Source organism: Caballeronia sp. INML2, assembly GCF_023631365.1.
In the GTDB taxonomy this organism is placed as follows: Bacteria; Pseudomonadota; Gammaproteobacteria; order Burkholderiales; family Burkholderiaceae; genus Caballeronia; species Caballeronia turbans.
The window spans coordinates 1-15,310 of the sequence record NZ_JALQDH010000061.1 but is presented as its reverse complement, the minus strand read 5'-3'; the positions used below and the strand labels follow the sequence as shown (position 1 = coordinate 15,310).

Below are 15,310 nucleotides of genomic sequence, written 5' to 3'. Positions count from 1 at the left end.
CAATCCGACCAACCGGAGAATCGAAATGAAAGCACTAGTCGGATTGGTTACCCTGCTTGCCGCAGTATCGGCCAGCGCGGCATCACCGCGAGTGAACAACGGCCGACTCGTCGATGAGAACGGCATGACGCTGTATTCGTTTAGTGGGCAAGGTGCGCCCGACGCAAGATCTTGCGAAGGCGACTGCGCAAGAAACTTCCCGCCCGCCCTGGCAAGCCCTGGCGACACTCCAAGGGACAAACTCGGGCTTGTCGATACTGCCAACGGCCAACGCCAGTGGACGTATGAGGGCAAACCGCTCTATCGTGGGCTGATGGACAAGAAGCCCGGTGATCGGGCCGGCGACGGTCTCAACACCGTATGGCACAGCGTCCAGCCGTACTGAATCGGCTTGTACGATTCACATTGACGTCGAAAAGTTTGACGAAGCGAACAGCGAACAAATTTTTTTTTGCTCAGACGTCGGCGGAGGCAGGCGAATGACTGCACCGCTCGGAAAAGAGCGCCTCGGTACTTTATCGAACGACCGACGGGTTTGGGTCGTGGGTGTGAGTTCGGACGAACTCGGGGGCGCGGTCTCCGTCTCAAGACGGCCCATGTCTGCAGCCCGCCATATCGCTGACGTAGAAGCGAAACACGTCGAACGTTGGCAATGGCCGAAGCGCCGGTGTCCGCCGTCGGCCAGGGTTCGGCGCGTCAGTCACTCGGGAGCATCAACCCTTTGCGACCGATGGCGACCATGCTTTCTGGTCGGTCTCAGCCGCGAATATAAACCCCGGCGAAGCTCAGGCGACCCGATAGCGAGCGCGGCTCGTCGCCATCCAGCACCATGCCGGCTCATGTTGACATGACGAAGTCAGGTAGAACGAACTGACCAAGCTCCTCAATGACGTCACCTGCGGCGCGTTGGCCGTATTTCAAATTGATGATCACATGGTTGACGCCGACCTCCTGCAAGGTGTGCAGCAGCGCGATCAAGTGAGATCGTCCCAGTTGATAGCCCAGATGGATCGACCGTGGTGGTGTCTGCGGGTTATCTGTCAGGTCGATGTATAGCGACTGGGTAAAGGGTTTGAACAGTTCACCGCATTCGGCACGAACCGCCGTGCGCCAGCGCTCGACAATCAGCTGCTGGGTCTTCGGTGCACGCGGATAGCTGATCCAGCCATGACTGCAGCGGGCAATCCACTCCAGCGTCTGGCGGCTATGGCCGGTGACGAAGAAAGGAATTTCAGCCGTAGTCGGCTTGGGAATCAGATCTGCCCCCTCGAGCTTGCCGCCGGACCAGGTCAAAGGCACGAAGCTCTTGAGCTGAACCTCGCGAAATACCTCGAGGTATTCGCGGAACAGGCTGCCGCGCTGCTCCGGGTCGACACCGAATGCTGGAAACTCTACTGGACGGTCACCGGAAGCCACGCCGAGTAACAGGCGGCCACCACTGAGCTGATCGACGCTAGTTGCAGCCTTGGCGGTGTGTAGGGGATTGCGGATTGGCAGGATGACCGACGCGGTACCCAACGCGATCGAGCGAGTGTGTGCCGCCATGAAACCCAGGTAGACCCAGGGATCGAAGACCTGGCCCGAATCACCGAAGGTGGGATCGCGTAACGGCACGTCGCGAAACCAGAGGGCCGAGAAACCCAGCTTCTCGGCACGTTGGGCCAGGCTTACTTGGTCGAGCATAGTCGGTGCATCGCCGGTAAAGGCCTCTAGGGGAAAGAAAAGACCTAGGCTCAGGCGGCCTTGGCGGTAGGTGCGCTGAAAGGCAGGTTGTTGCTGATAGGGAATGGAACTCGGAGTAAACATGCTTCTCCTACCTATTTCCGGATATAGATTTCCGAGGGGCTGAACAAACGCCTGCGATCCTGCTCTGGTGGCGTTAGCTCGCCGATTCTCTCCGTCGCGGCGCGCAACGCGAACGGAGCGCGGCCACCGCGTCGCCAATCGGTTCGCTGCCACCGGCAAATCCGACGATCGTGTTGACAAGGCCCACTCTGAGCGTTTCGAGCACGACGTCGGCAACATCTTCGCGCGAAACGGAGGCGCGAGCGGACTGCGCGTCGGTGGTGATCTCAATCGTCCCGGTGCCCGGCTCCATGGTCAGTGTGCCGGGACGCAGCACAAGATAATCGAGTCCACTGCGGATTAGATAGTCGTCCGATGCACGCTTCATCTGGGCGTAATGCTTAAGTGCATCCGGGGCGCGTTCGGGGGCGTAGGCCAGCAAGGTGCTGACGACGATGAAGCGGTCCGCACCATACTGTTTTGCACAAGTCACCGCCTTGATGATCGCGTCCCGGTCGATCTGACGCTCCTGCTCGGCGCCCTCAGTTTCAGCGGATCCAGCGGCAAAGATAACCGTATGTACCCCCGCGAGCGCCGCGCAAAAGTCCTGCGTCAGGTCGACGATCACGGGACTCGCGCCGAGGCCTTCGAAATGGGCCCGCTGCGCCTCGTCGCGTAGCAAGGCACGAAACGGCGTGCCCGCACGGTGCAATTTTTCTGCCACTAAGCGGCCGGTGCGGCCGGTGGCGCCAATTAATGCAATGCTCATCGTGTCACTCTAAGAACACATCTCGGCGGGATGCACGAGCTGTCGGTGTGCTGACCCGTTCCCGACGGCCATCAGCTACCGGAATCGCGGTCAAGGACGGCAGGGTTACGTTGTCTGGTTTCGTGCGCAGTTGGACGCAAAGGCGCAAGGCCGAGAGGAAGCGATATGTCCGGAACCCACTTCAGTTCCTACTCCGGGTACCGCTCGAGGTTTGCGTCGGTTCTGATCGTTGCTCCTTATCGGTTCGTTGATAGACTGAGCCGCGCAAGGGGACTGCGCCAGCGCCACACGAATCGATCCATCGTAACGCGTGCCCACGTGCATTTCTTCCCTTCGCCTGCGCAGTTATTGCGCAATGCTGCTTTCAGTTCATCCACCTTCCTTGCGAATAAACATGACGACTCCGCGACCGTGGAACGGCAGTGTCAACGCAAGGAACTGGGATGACGCCCGTCCCGCAGGACGCTTCGTAAGGCGCGACGACTCGAAATAGCGCCGCTGCGCCTCCGCGTCGAGCGTGCCGATGCGAGCGACGACTTCCCGCGCCTGACACGCCGGTAAATCAGACGAGCGCGTCGCGCGGGATATCGACATTCACGTTCTTGAGGTTGTGTTCTCGCGCGCATCGTACGCGCACGAAGCTGCGCAGGCGTTATGCAGTTTTCGACGGGCAGGGTGTTCATGCGTGCGACGGCAGCAAGTCCGGCACTCGAGCCCGGCGCGGCTACGACGGCAGCTTCGCCGCGAGTACATCGATGTTCATGATTTCCGGCGGTTTGGCGAAGAGATCGGGCGCCTTCGCCATCAGCGCCTCGGCTACCTTGCCGGAGAGGTGCGCCTGGCGTCCGGCATCGTCGGGGAACGCATCGAAGATGCCGTACACCGACGGCGCGATTTTCAGCCCGAACCACGCGATCGTCGCGGGTTCCTGCTCGACGAGCGGCAGTCCGCCCATCAGGAAGCTTTCGACTTCCTGCTCCTTGCCCGGCTTCGCTTCGAGCCGGACGAACAACGCGGTCTTGACCATGCCTGCCTCCTTGTTGATGCCGTTTGCGGGTATCGACGGGAATTCCAAACCGTCGCCGATGGTGTATTGATCGGAAGCGCCGTCGCACCAGCATATAGCGAAGAGTCTCCTGATACACAGTCTGATTTGAACATCCTTGGCGGGCTTCACCGTATTGATCGGCATTATCAACCCGCTCGGGGTCGCGTTCGTGTTTCTCGACGAATGGAAGGGCTTGCGGGCAACGGGCTGCCTTTGCTGCAGCCACATCGCGCCTGGCGCTGTGGGGACGTCATACTCTGCCGGCCACTGCGTCGTGGTCGCGGCCCAAGACCGACGTATCGCAGCGGTCGTGTCGATGACCCCCGCAATGGACGGCTTCGCCACGCTGCTGCACCTCATGCGCCAAGGCGAGATCGGTCTGCTGCTCTCTCGCGTGTTCGCGGTTTGATGCTGTCCGCAATCGTGGACACCGACACGGAAGTCCTCAGATCGCTGGGGGTACGACAAAGAGGCTGAGTCGAACAGGGCAGTTTCCGTGACAGAGTGCAGTCGGCCAAGAAGCGTCATTCGCTTGAGCCGTCGATCAGACGTTCAGACGTCGGTTTCACTCAGGACGCAGCCATTCGCGATGTCGCGCTCGAAATCAGCGTCGAGCTGTTTTCCATTGAAGGCCTGGCTGAAATAGCGGCCAGCAATGAATTTCCGGGACGGCTTTTTGCGAGTTCGTCGAACATCCGTAATGTGCGGACGTTCTTTTCGACGCACCGGCCGAAGTTCGAGGCGAACGCCCCGATTGTGAATCTTCGAAAGCGGCAGACTAGCTGAGGGCATGGCAGCGCCGCATCCGCCCCCCAATGGAGCGATGAACCGGGGTGAGCGCAGGATCGTGACACATCCGAGCAGAAACCGGAAAGAAGCGCGCGCGGGCGATGGCTAGACTGGCCGAGAGCGGGATCCCTACCGATGTGATCTGACGCCGACGCTTCGATGCATCTATGGCAGCACTCTTCGGGGCAAGTCAAAAGCAAGGAGCAAATATATGCCTGATACGGAAATCGCGCCGGGAAAAGCCGGGCAGCACGACGAGCAAATCGCACTACGCAAGCTGTTCGAACCCATAAAGGTGGGACCGCACAACCTGCGTCATTGTGTCGTAATGGCGCCGCTGACGCGATCGCGCGCGAGCCGCCCAGGCAACATACCGTCGCAGCTCAACGCCTGCTATTACGCGCAGCGCGCATCGTCCGCGCTCATCATCAGCGAGGCGACGCAGGTGTCGATGCAAGGGCAGGGCTATGCATGGACGCCTGGGATTCATACTCGCGAGCAGGTCGAAGGCTGGCGGCTGGTGGCGGACGCCGTGCATGAGGCGGGCGGGTTGATGTTCATGCAGCTCTGGCACGTCGGGCGCATATCGCACCCCTCGTTGCAGCCCGATGAAATGCTTCCCGTTGCGCCGTCTGCGGTCACGCCAAGAGCGGAGGCGTTCATCGAGAACGAGCGCGGCGAAGGTGTCGTCGCGCCCTGCGTCACGCCTCGCGCGCTGCAGGTCGAAGAGATGCCGTATCTCGTGCGCCAGTACTTCAGGGGTGCGCGCAACGCAAAGGCTGCCGGTATGGACGGCGTCGAAGTGCACGGAGCGAACGGGTATCTGCTCGACCAGTTTCTGCTGTCCGGCTCGAACCGCCGCACGGACGAATACGGCGGGTCGAGCGAGCGCCGGGCGAAGCTGCTCTTCGAGGTGATCGAAACGGTTTGCGAAGTGTGGGGCCCGGAAAAGGTCGGCGTACGGCTCTCGCCTCTCGGCACCTTCAACGACATGCATGACGACGATCCCGAGGCGACCTTCTCTTACGTCATCGAGAAGCTCAACCGATACGGGCTGGCTTATCTGCACATCGTCAATCCCGCGCTGGCGGCAACCGGCGAGGATGTCGCCTTCACGGAGCGCGCGAAACGCATGAACGAGCTGATACGCCGCACTTATCGTGGTGTGCTGATGGTCGCGGGCGGGTTCGACGGCAGCAGTGCGGAAAGGTGGCTCGAGGACGGCAACGCGGACCTGATTGCGTTTGGACGCCTGTTCATCGCTAATCCCGACCTGCCGGAACGCTTCCGGTCGCGCGCTCCGCTCAATTCGCCGGATCCGTCCACGTTCTACGGAGGCGGCGAGCGTGGGTATACCGACTATCCGTCGCTCGCGCAGGAGCGTGGGGAGGCCCCACGGTCCGTGATCGACGGACGTTGGAGATAGGCAATCGTTGGCCGGCGGGCTCTCATGCGTCACCCAAGGATTGCGATGTGCGCCGAGCCGGCCACCGATCACTTAGAGGCTCATATGGCTGACACTACCTGGGTTGTCGTTGCCGACGGCAGCCGTGCACGATTCTTTGAGACACCGGGACTCAAACTGGATTTGCGGGAAATCGAAGACCTGGTCAATATCGTCCCGAGTGGACTGGCGCTCAGCGAGAAGGATCGCGAAAAATTCGCGAAGACCGTCGCCAACTATGTCGAACAGGGACGGCTTCAACACCGATATCAACGATTGCGATTTGCCGTGGAGCCGAAGTTTCTCGGGATGCTGCGCGAGCGTCTGAGCGAGGAGACGCGTCAAATGATTTTTGAACAAATCGACGAAGATCTCTCGGCCCTCGATGCGCGCGAGATTCAAGCGCACCTGCAAAGGCATTGACGGCGACCTGCCAGATGCCATTTCGGGACCGCTACAAACGCTTCTTGCGAGGCTTGTCCAAGTACGCACCTCCTGAGCGCGATGACCCACCCCTTGGAATCGTTGTCGGCGTTCCTGGCCAACTGCGCGCCCTCCGGAATGACTGCGACAAATGGCGCACTTATGAGCATGGAGTGATTCACACCGAGGTCGTCACAGCCCGCGGCCTGCACAACTGACGTGCCCGCCGGTATAACGAGCCGAAGTCCCTGCACGGTATTCGGCCCGCCGTTGGTGAAGCGACGTTCATCGGTTGGCAGCGTAGCCCGGGTCCCGGCGAGACGGCGGAAAGCCGGCGCGCCTCGCTGCGAAGACAGTTGAAAAGGTGGCAGCGCATGTCATCGCCGTCGATGAAAGCGGTTGTACACCGAACGGCAAATGCGAGCGCGCCGTCCTTGTTCGCGAACAGGCCGAGCTTGCCGAGCGACGTTGCATGCCCGTTCTCGTCGAGGATTGAGGCTGTAGCCATGACGGTGCGTCCTGCCGACGCAACACGCTTGATCGATCCGTGACGTACGTCGCCAGCTGCGAAGTCGGCGAGGGCGCAAGGGCTGTGGCGCTGGTGCATCGCTATCTGAATAGCGTGTGAGCGTAAGCGCAACCTTGATCCGCACGTGCGCGCACCTGTCCGAGGAGTACGATCATGACCCCTGGTTGCACGCATCCAGGCGAGCCCGCATTCTCCACACGCCCATCGACTATTGCGTGGACTGCGTCAAGCTTCGCCAGCCGTGGGTACATTTGCGGCTTTGTCTTTTCGTGCGGACACTACCGCGGCCGCTTTCCATCTTTGACGGCTTCATGCGGGATATCGTCGAGGGCCATGGAAGCTGACGAGCTGTTTCCGATGTCGCCGTGTGCGCACCGCGCTACTTGATCTCGAGGCGCCGCTTCGCGGCGGGTTCATTCGCCGCTTTGGGCACCCGCACGGTGAGCACGCCGTTCTCGAAATTCGCTTCGGCGCGTTCTAGATCGACGCCGGAGGGTAGCGGAATCACGCGCTGGAACTGTCCGAACGCCCGCTCCACCCGGTAGCAGCCCTTCTCGTCGCCCTTCGATTCGATGCGCTTCTCGCCGGTCAGCACCAGCATGTCCTCAACGACTTCGAGCTCCACGTCCTCGCGCGACAGTCCTGGCAACTCGGCCACGATGCGAAGCGCGTCGCCGTCGTCGACCACATCGAGGCGCGGCTGAAAGCGGCTGGGGCTGAAGTCGCCGAACCAGTTGCCGATCGGTCCCATCCCGCCGAACGGATCGCGTATCAGGTCGGTGAGAAGATGCAGGGGATCGGGCAGCGGCCAACGCGCCGCATCGAACGATGCTGGCCATGTGGACGCGCCCGCATCCGAGGTCGACGGCGCGGGGGCTTGCTGCGAGGGCGGGGTGTTCAGCTTCGCGCCCGCGGCCTTTTCCTCCGGGCTCTTGCGCAGGAAGCGGAAGGGGTTCCACTTATCGAGGTCCAATAGCATCGCTATGCTCCTTGTCCGATGAGCCGTCAGAGCGGCCCGAATCTTCAGTGACTCCTGCCTTGGCGCTCGCGGCCGACGTCAGCCCTTTGCATATTCGAATTCCGGCAGCTTTTTCAGCGCATCCTTGTTAGCGCCGACCAGGATTGCCTTCGGCGCTATCTGCTTGAACTGCTGAATGGGGATGGCGACTCGGTGCGCCGCCATCCCGAGAAAGCCGCCGACGTCGATAATCGCGGCCGAGAGCGAGCCATCGGGCGCGACAATCAGGTCGTCGACGCGGCCGATCTTTTCGTTCTTTTCGTTGTAGACATCAGTGTGGATCATCTTCGATGCGCGCCAGCCTGTTGCGACCAATTGCGCTTCGGTGACGGTCACTCCGAGCGTCGCCTTGCCGGCGATGGGCGCATCCTGCGCGGTCGCGCCGCTGGCCACAAAGCCACCAGCGGATAGCGCCAGGATAAATGTCGACAGCCTTGCGGCCGATGCGAGGTTAGTCATCATGGCGTTCTCCAAAACGCGCAACGGATACGTGTACGCCGGGCGCAGGATGCGCTCATGAGTGCTGCGGCGTGTTTTGCTTGTCGCGAAGGACAGCGCTGCGCCAATTCCGTGCGCCGAGGCCCAGGACGAACAGAAGCGCGCCGGTCACGATGGCGTACGTGCCGATCATCCAGACGAGGGCAACGGCTCCAGCACCCGGGAAGGCCACCACGAAGATGCCGAACAGGACCGACAGGCTACCGACGCACAACAGCAGCCACTGCGTGCGGCCGTGCCTTTTCAGCCGAACCCAGGCGATGAGGTCGAGCACTCCGGTGACAATGGCGTTCGCGCCCATCACGGTGATCAAGACGAGCGCCGTGACGCCCGGCGCCGCGACGGCGATCAGGCCCGAAGCGATCGCGCACAGGCCGAGCAGCAAGGGAATCCACCAGTCGGTGCGGATCGAACGATGTCCTATCGCCGCGCTGACCGCCGCGACGCCTCCGATGAGTGCATACGCCGCGAACATCGCGACGAGAAGCAGCAGCGTGAGACCAGGCCAGAAGAGCGCAAGGAGGCCAAAAAGGATTCCCGCGGCGCCCCGCAGCGCGAGCATCCACCATGCGCGTCCGAGCAGTTCGTCCATCGGTTGGGTTCCTCAGCCGGATCGCCGGTATCCGGCTAATACAGCGCGTGCAGTTTTTGTTTAGTCAAGCCTACGTTCGCCAGGCGCGCTCTTCTTTCGAGTTCCTGCCCAAAGGTGTCGGACTTCTGCGTTTGTCGGTCGCTCACCGATCCAGTCGAAAGCGCATCGACAGATCGTAGGCGGTGATGCGCAAGGCGAATCGATATGGGTCCGGCATTGCCCAGTGACGTTGCGGGCAGCCGGTGAACGAGGGCTTGCTCCAGCTACTGATCTGGTCGCGAAAGGGTTCGAGTGTCGGAGTGAGCTTCTTGCGGCCCATGAGCCCGGCGCGCGCTATGTCGCGGTCGGAATCGCCTTGCCGCATACGGACAAGGACTTGGCGGTACTCAAACAATTCGAACCTCCGGTTGGCCCTGGGCGCTTCTCAGAAAAGAGCGAAGCGTGCCCAGTTGGGAGAGTTCGAACCGCGTTCTGCCACATGGCACAGGTGGCGCCTATACGCCGACCCTCCGCTGGCGCCTATGCGCCGATCACCAATTGGCTCCTATACGGCGATCCGTGACATATGGTTCGCGTCGAGGCCGGCAGTGCCCGTTTCGGGCCGCTCGACCCCTTGAAACCGCGCATCCAATAGGGGGACCTAATAAACCGCTTTTATGCGGTGGATAGGGTGTACAGTGAGCAACGGCCCTCACTTTGTCGGTCGGTCGTCAGAGGTAGTGATGCGATTGGCTTCCGAGATACCATCCTTTTCGGAAATGAGACTGTCTACCAACTGGCTCGTCAGGCGCGGCTCGGCAATCTCATTGTTGGGTCAGGCAGATCGACGGCGCAAAAGTAGCGATTTCCTGCAAACAGTATGACCATCTGATCGTGGCTCTCGATTTTCTCGAATGCGGGCCGCAGTTGCGATGCCGTCAGGCATCGCACATGTTTCCGGGCACATGTCGATGCCTAGGAAATTATCTTTCAGTCGACGGCGAAACGCACACGCAGGCCTGACTGGAAGTTCGAAAAATCGATATTCGGCCGCCGCTGACATGTTTTCGTGACTTTTCAAAGGCGGCACTAATCTCGGAAGTAGTCGACGCGCAAGGAGCCAGAAACCGCTGCGCTATGGCGGGGTCACTGAATCTTGGGCAAATCGCCGGCAAGTCCCGATGGACGGGCTGCTTGGCCCTGCTGGCTCAGCCGTCTTTTCTTCGACCGGGCACGTGTGCTCAAAGGCACGATAACCGCAACACCGATACGGTCGGGATCGAAAACGACCCGGCGAACCAGTCCGAACCTTTACATCAAACGGACAAACACCAGGAAGGCAGTCATGAATGATCGATTGGTTGACGTAGTAGACCGCAGCGGCACGGTGCTGCACACGTACCCGATTACCCTAAGTGATTCGGGCAACGCCGCGCACGACTCGGAATACCAAGCCAAGGCGCTCGAAGCAGCCGCCCACGGCCGGCTTGTCCCCGATGCTGAACTCGGCACCCTGACGGCCAGGATGCATATTAGTCGGGGCGGGCAGATGGCTCCCTACGGCGATGACCTGGAGAAAAACTCAGAGACGAAGCTCGGTTTAGAACAGGCGGTTCGGGAACGCGCGTATTTGCTCTGGGAGAAGGACGGGCGCCCTGAAGGGTATGCGCAAGAGTATTGGCATCGCGCTCTTGACCAGCATCTTCGGGAGCGGGCCTACGTTTTGTGGCAGCAAGAAGGAAGTCCCGAGGGGCGGCAAGATGAATATTGGCGTCGGCTTGTGGATTTCCAGGCTCAGTGAGTGCCGCGCGCCCGGTTGTCCGGGCCGTACGGCGAAATAACCGCCTAGCAGTGTGATCTTCAGGTCGGTCAGTGCAGCCCAGCTGAGGGTCGAACAAAACGGACGTAGCTGGGAGTTACTCGTGCGGCCGGCAGCCCGCCAACTGAAGAATGCCAGCGCCGACGCCTCTTTAGCGTGCTGCGTCGCAGTGCATGCGCACGGGTCGATGGATCCCATCAAATCTCGATCTCTGCGCGCCAGGCATTGCTCGCCTTCGAGCCACTCGACGACATCAACGTATTTCGACTGCAATCTGGAATCCTGCACTGGCCTGTGGCGCGACAATTTGGAGGAGAGAATTGCTTTTCATTTCATCAAAACTTCTCGAGCGTCAGATACATGCTTTTTACTTGGGCAGATAACGGAAGAAAATATTGAAGTGGGCAGCGTCCTACGTACCTGCCATGTGAAAGCACGAGCCTTTTTCAAAGGAGGACCGATAACGGCGTGTTCAGTGGAGCGTCAGTGCTTTGGAGCGCCAAACACTGCCTCGCGTGGCGCCCGACATTGAGCCCAGAGCTTCCGTGCAGATTCCTGTCTGAGCGGTCTGCATTTCCTGCACTACACTCGTTGATGTAGAACAAAGACGTCGTGCGCACGGGAGAAGGCGTCATGAGCCGGCCGCTGGATGATGAACTCTTGCGCGCGTCGCGCGTCAGGCCTGCCAGGCGCTGGATCGCATGGTTTTTCGCCATCGCGAGCGTGATCATTTGCGCGGTGGCGGTGCGCATGACGCAGATCGAAATGCAGACCTCGCTTCGGCAGGCCCGTTACTTGTCGGAGTTGGGGCGCGAGATCGGCTTTTCTGTCGGCGAGGGACCCAGCGCCAGCGTTCCGCGGGCGTCCGCCGGACCCTATGATGTGCGGCTCGGCTATGCGTTGCTGCCGTCGTTCGAGGAGCGGCTCCTTGCGCGCGGGTTTGCCGTCACCGCGCAGGCGCGCGGCTCGGCAGCCATGCTGTCAATGGCCGATCGGGGCCTTTTCGTTCCCTATGAAGAGAAGGACCGCGCCGGGCTTGCACTGCTCGATTCGCGCGGCAACCCGCTTTACAGCGCTTCGAGTCCCGGTCTCGCCTACGAGAGCTTCGAGTCCATTCCGCCGGTCATCGTCAATGCACTGCTGTTCATCGAGGATCGCAGCCTGCTCGACAACAGCCTGCCCAACCGCAATCCGGCAATCGACTGGGGACGCTTGGGCCGCGCACTCTTCGACCAGGGCCTGCGAGTCGTCGACAAGCATGCCCCGCAACCGGGCGGCAGCACGCTGGCGACCCAGATCGAGAAGTTCCGCCACTCGTCGGGCGGACGCACGGCGTCGCCGCCGGAGAAGCTCCGCCAGATCGCATCGGCTTCCGTGCGTGCGTATCTCGAGGGCCCGCAGACGATGCCCGCGCGCCGCCAGCTCGTCGTGCGCTATCTGAACTCAGTGCCGCTTGCGGCGCGGCCGGGCATCGGCGAGATCAACGGGCTTCCAGACGGCATGGCCGCGTGGTACGGACGCGACTTCGACGAATACAACCGCATCCTTAACGCACCAGTTTCGGCCGACATGCTCGATGCGCAGGCGCTCGCGTTCAAACAGGCGCTATCGCTGATGATTGCGCAGCGCGCGCCATCGCGCTTTCTGCGCCCGGGCAGCCCGGAGCTCGAGCGCCGCACCGACAGCTACCTGCGCCTGCTCGGGGCGAACGGCATTATCGCCCCGGCGCTGCGCGACACGGCGCTTGCCGTGCCGCTCGAACTGAATCCGGCGCCGCATCGTCGCGCGGCGGTGTCGTTCGTCGCGCGTAAGGGCGTGACCGCGCTGCGCTCGAACCTGCTTACGATGCTGGGCGTTTCCAGCCTCTACGATCTCGACCGTCTCGACCTCAGCGTCACCGCCACGCTCGACGACGCGGTGCAGCGGGCCGTGTGCGAGCGGCTCGCGAGCGCGGCCACCCGCGATGGCGCGGCGGATGCCGGGCTATTCGGCTATCACATGCTGCGGCCCCGCGATAATCCTTCGAACATCTCGTACAGCTTCACGCTGATGGAGCGCAAAGGCGGCTCGAACCTCGTGCGCGTGCAGACCGACAGCGTCAACGAACCTTTCGACATCAGCCGCAGCGGGCGACTCAACCTGGGCTCGACAGCCAAGATGCGCACGGTTATCACCTACCTGCAGATCGTCGCGGCGCTGCACGCGCGCTATGGGGCGATGAGCGCAGCGCAGTTGCGAGTCGTGACGCCCGACCGCCAGGATGTCCTGACGCGCTGGGCGCTCGACTATCTCGCGAAGACCCCGGACCGCTCGCTCCCCGCGATGCTCGATGCTGCCGTCGCGCGCAAGTATTCCGCGGGCGCCGGCGAGACTTTCTACACCGGTGGCGGCGCACAGGCCTTCTCCAACTTCGAGGCGACCGACAACTCGCGCGTGCTCACCGTGGAGAGCGCGTTCCAGCATTCAGTGAATCTCGTGTTCGTGCGCCTGATGCGCGATATCGTCCATTACGAAATGGTCGAGGCGGCGGGGCCGTCGTCGGACTGGCTCAACGATCCGGTGGTGCGTCACGCCTACCTGACCCGTTTCGCCGACGCGGAGAGCCGCGTGTACATGAACCGCTTCTACACCAGATACCGGCTCCGGACTGCAGACGAGGCTCTTGCGCTGCTGTTGCGCGACGTGCGCAAGTCGCCGCCGAAGCTCGCAACGGTGTTGAGAAGCGTCGCACCCGACGAGCCGCAGGCGTGGTTCGATGTCCGCATGCGCGCGGCGCTGCGCGGCACGCCGTCCGCGTCGATCACGGACGAGGACCTGGCGAAGCTCTACGTCAAATACGGCGTCGACAAGTTCAATCTCAACGATCGCGGGTATATCGCGAGCGTGCATCCGCTTGAACTGTGGACGCTGAACTATCTGCGATCGCATCCGCTTGCGACGCTGACTGACTTGCAGGAGGCGAGCCGCGATGCGCGCGCCACCGCCTATTCATGGCTCTTCAAGACACGCTATCACGCGACGCAGGACAGACGCATCAAGCGCATGGTCGAGTTGCAGGCGTATGCGCAGATCACGAAAGCGTGGCGCGCGCTCGGCTACCCGTTCTCATCGGTTACGCCTTCCTTTGCTACCGCGATCGGGGCTTCGGGCGACCGTCCGGAGGCGCTCGCGCAACTGGTCGGTATCGTGGAGAACGGTGGCCAGGGTCTCGCCACGCAGCGCATCTCGACGCTCGAATTCGCGAAAGATACACCGTTTGAGACCCGGTTCACCCAGGTGAGCGCGCCGGCGAAGCCGTTGCTCGCGCCCGAGATCGCAACGGTGGTTCAACGGCTCCTGCGCGACGTGGTCGAGGGCGGCACGGCGAAGCGTCTCGCCGATGGCCTGACATTGCCCGATGGCCGCGCACTCGACGTCTCCGGCAAGACGGGCACCGGCGACCAGCGCTTCAACGTGTATGCCCGCGGCCGGCGTCTCATCGAATCGCGCAAGGTGAACAGGACGGCCACGTTCGTCTTCGTGATCGGCGAGCGCTTCTTCGGCACGATCACGGCCTACGTCCGCGAGCCTTACGCCGCGCATTACGACTTCACAAGCGCGCTCGCCGTGCAGTTGCTGAAGTCGCTCGGGCCGGCGCTGCAGCCTCTACTGGCCGACGGACAGGCGGCTGGAGCCGCCGGCGAAGCGAAACCGGAATCCCGGTAGAAGCGCGCGTCAGGATGCCAGGCGCAGATGCCGCTTGCCGGAAGTGGTGTTTTCCGAGGGTCCGGTATGGCGTGAATTGCGCCCTGGCCCAATGCGAACGGGCGATCATCCGACGATGTCGATCCTGCGTGCTCGCGTGATACACGCGCGGCATCCCCTGAACCTGCAATCCGGCGCCTGCGGGATCCAGCGATGCCGGATTGCGCGGACCGTCCCGATCGTTCATTTCAAATCGACAGGCACGAAGCTGCGCACACGCTCGCGCTGAATCAGCAAGGCAAGCAGCGCCGTGTTCGAGCTAACAGATTCATGCACCAGACGCCTCATCCTCGACAGGATGACTTTCAGACGCGCGATACCTTGTCGTGAACTTGCATTCCTAAGGACTTCGAGTTTCGCGCCGTAAACCAAATAAGCGGCCAGACATTTCCTCGTCGCCTGTCGCCTTACCTTCTGAAGCGCAAATCAATTGAACCCTAGCGAGTCGCGCATTCGCCATGCGGGGGAATTTTTCATGGCCTCGACACGTTACGATATTCCCAGCTCGATGCGTCGCAGATTCCTTTCGACGCTCGTCCTGGGCGCCGGCTCGCTCGCGCTAACTGCATGTGGTGGTGGCGGGTCGAATTCGTCGACTGCGGCGAGCTCGTCAAACAACACAAGCCCGAGCACGACCGCCGGCTCGCAGGGCACGAGCAACGTCAGTCCGAGCCCGGCCGCTAGTCCTCAGAGCGCGAACGAGACCGGTCCGGGCACGGGCTCCGGCACCAGCTCGCAGAGCGCGAGCAACGCCAGTTTGAACGGCGTCTTGCTTGACGCGTCCTTCGGCGTGAAAGGCGACGGGATCACGAACGACCGCGTTGCGCTGCAAGCCGCGATCGACGGGTCAGTCGGACAGATTCTGCTGATCAC

Annotated in this window: 13 protein-coding genes and 2 pseudogenes; 8 read left to right on the top strand and 7 right to left on the bottom strand. The window is 61.9% G+C overall.

The window, feature by feature from the left end:
- Positions 1 to 25: 25 nt before the first annotated feature.
- The gene (locus tag NCT32_RS21870; protein WP_061119019.1) at positions 26 to 385 is read left to right on the top strand and encodes a transcriptional regulator; all 360 of its coding nucleotides are present in this window, start codon (positions 26 to 28) and stop codon (positions 383 to 385) included.
- 452 nt (positions 386 to 837) lie between these two features.
- On the opposite strand, the gene NCT32_RS21865 is transcribed toward NCT32_RS21870, so the two are convergent.
- The 3 genes from NCT32_RS21865 to NCT32_RS21855 form a co-directional block, all read right to left on the bottom strand.
- Positions 838 to 1,806, bottom strand: a complete 969-nt coding sequence (locus tag NCT32_RS21865; protein ID WP_061119020.1) for an LLM class oxidoreductase — start codon at positions 1,804 to 1,806, stop codon at positions 838 to 840.
- 73 nt (positions 1,807 to 1,879) lie between these two features.
- Complete coding sequence (locus NCT32_RS21860; RefSeq protein WP_061119021.1) at positions 1,880 to 2,554, bottom strand: SDR family oxidoreductase; 675 nt, start codon at positions 2,552 to 2,554, stop codon at positions 1,880 to 1,882.
- A 724-nt stretch (positions 2,555 to 3,278) separates the two neighbouring features.
- Positions 3,279 to 3,581: a putative quinol monooxygenase gene (locus NCT32_RS21855; protein ID WP_061119089.1), complete on the bottom strand. Its 303-nt coding sequence runs from the start codon at positions 3,579 to 3,581 to the stop codon at positions 3,279 to 3,281.
- Between the two features lie 136 nt (positions 3,582 to 3,717).
- On the opposite strand from NCT32_RS21855, the gene NCT32_RS21850 reads away from it, so the two are divergent.
- The 4 genes and pseudogenes from NCT32_RS21850 to NCT32_RS21835 all read left to right on the top strand — a co-directional run bounded on the left by NCT32_RS21850 (position 3,718) and on the right by NCT32_RS21835 (position 6,258).
- Entirely contained in the window at positions 3,718 to 4,011 is a 294-nt protein-coding gene (locus tag NCT32_RS21850; protein WP_250477572.1) for a hypothetical protein, read from the top strand.
- Positions 4,012 to 4,235: 224 nt separating this feature from the next.
- Positions 4,236 to 4,388, top strand: a pseudogene (locus NCT32_RS21845) (Lrp/AsnC family transcriptional regulator); the annotation flags it as partial.
- Positions 4,389 to 4,602: 214 nt separating this feature from the next.
- Positions 4,603 to 5,817 carry an alkene reductase gene (locus NCT32_RS21840; RefSeq protein ID WP_086961202.1) on the top strand — a complete coding sequence of 405 codons (1,215 nt, stop codon included), beginning with the start codon at positions 4,603 to 4,605 and terminating at the stop codon, positions 5,815 to 5,817.
- Positions 5,818 to 5,901: 84 nt separating this feature from the next.
- Positions 5,902 to 6,258, top strand: coding sequence for a host attachment protein (locus NCT32_RS21835; RefSeq protein ID WP_061119091.1), 357 nt, complete (start codon positions 5,902 to 5,904; stop codon positions 6,256 to 6,258).
- 908 nt (positions 6,259 to 7,166) lie between these two features.
- Here the strand turns inward: NCT32_RS21835 and NCT32_RS21830 are convergent.
- The 4 genes from NCT32_RS21830 to NCT32_RS21815 all read right to left on the bottom strand — a co-directional run bounded on the left by NCT32_RS21830 (position 7,167) and on the right by NCT32_RS21815 (position 9,214).
- Positions 7,167 to 7,766, bottom strand: coding sequence for an Hsp20/alpha crystallin family protein (locus NCT32_RS21830; protein WP_061119024.1), 600 nt, complete (start codon positions 7,764 to 7,766; stop codon positions 7,167 to 7,169).
- A 78-nt stretch (positions 7,767 to 7,844) separates the two neighbouring features.
- On the bottom strand, positions 7,845 to 8,267 hold the full coding sequence (locus NCT32_RS21825) for a PRC-barrel domain-containing protein (RefSeq protein WP_250477570.1): 423 nt from the start codon (positions 8,265 to 8,267) through the stop codon (positions 7,845 to 7,847).
- Between the two features lie 52 nt (positions 8,268 to 8,319).
- Positions 8,320 to 8,895, bottom strand: a complete 576-nt coding sequence (locus tag NCT32_RS21820) for an HdeD family acid-resistance protein (RefSeq protein WP_061119025.1) — start codon at positions 8,893 to 8,895, stop codon at positions 8,320 to 8,322.
- A gap of 142 nt (positions 8,896 to 9,037) precedes the next feature.
- A complete protein-coding gene (locus NCT32_RS21815; RefSeq protein ID WP_250477653.1) occupies positions 9,038 to 9,214 on the bottom strand; it encodes a hypothetical protein in 177 nt (58 codons plus the stop codon).
- A 1,005-nt stretch (positions 9,215 to 10,219) separates the two neighbouring features.
- Between NCT32_RS21815 and NCT32_RS21810 the strand changes: the two genes are divergently transcribed.
- From NCT32_RS21810 to NCT32_RS21800, 3 genes and pseudogenes are all read left to right on the top strand, one after another.
- Complete coding sequence (locus tag NCT32_RS21810) at positions 10,220 to 10,675, top strand: DUF2934 domain-containing protein (RefSeq protein ID WP_061119027.1); 456 nt, start codon at positions 10,220 to 10,222, stop codon at positions 10,673 to 10,675.
- A gap of 651 nt (positions 10,676 to 11,326) precedes the next feature.
- Positions 11,327 to 14,398, top strand: a complete 3,072-nt coding sequence (locus NCT32_RS21805) for a transglycosylase domain-containing protein (protein WP_250490523.1) — start codon at positions 11,327 to 11,329, stop codon at positions 14,396 to 14,398.
- Positions 14,399 to 14,912: 514 nt separating this feature from the next.
- Positions 14,913 to 15,310: pseudogene (locus NCT32_RS21800) on the top strand (hypothetical protein); the annotation flags it as partial.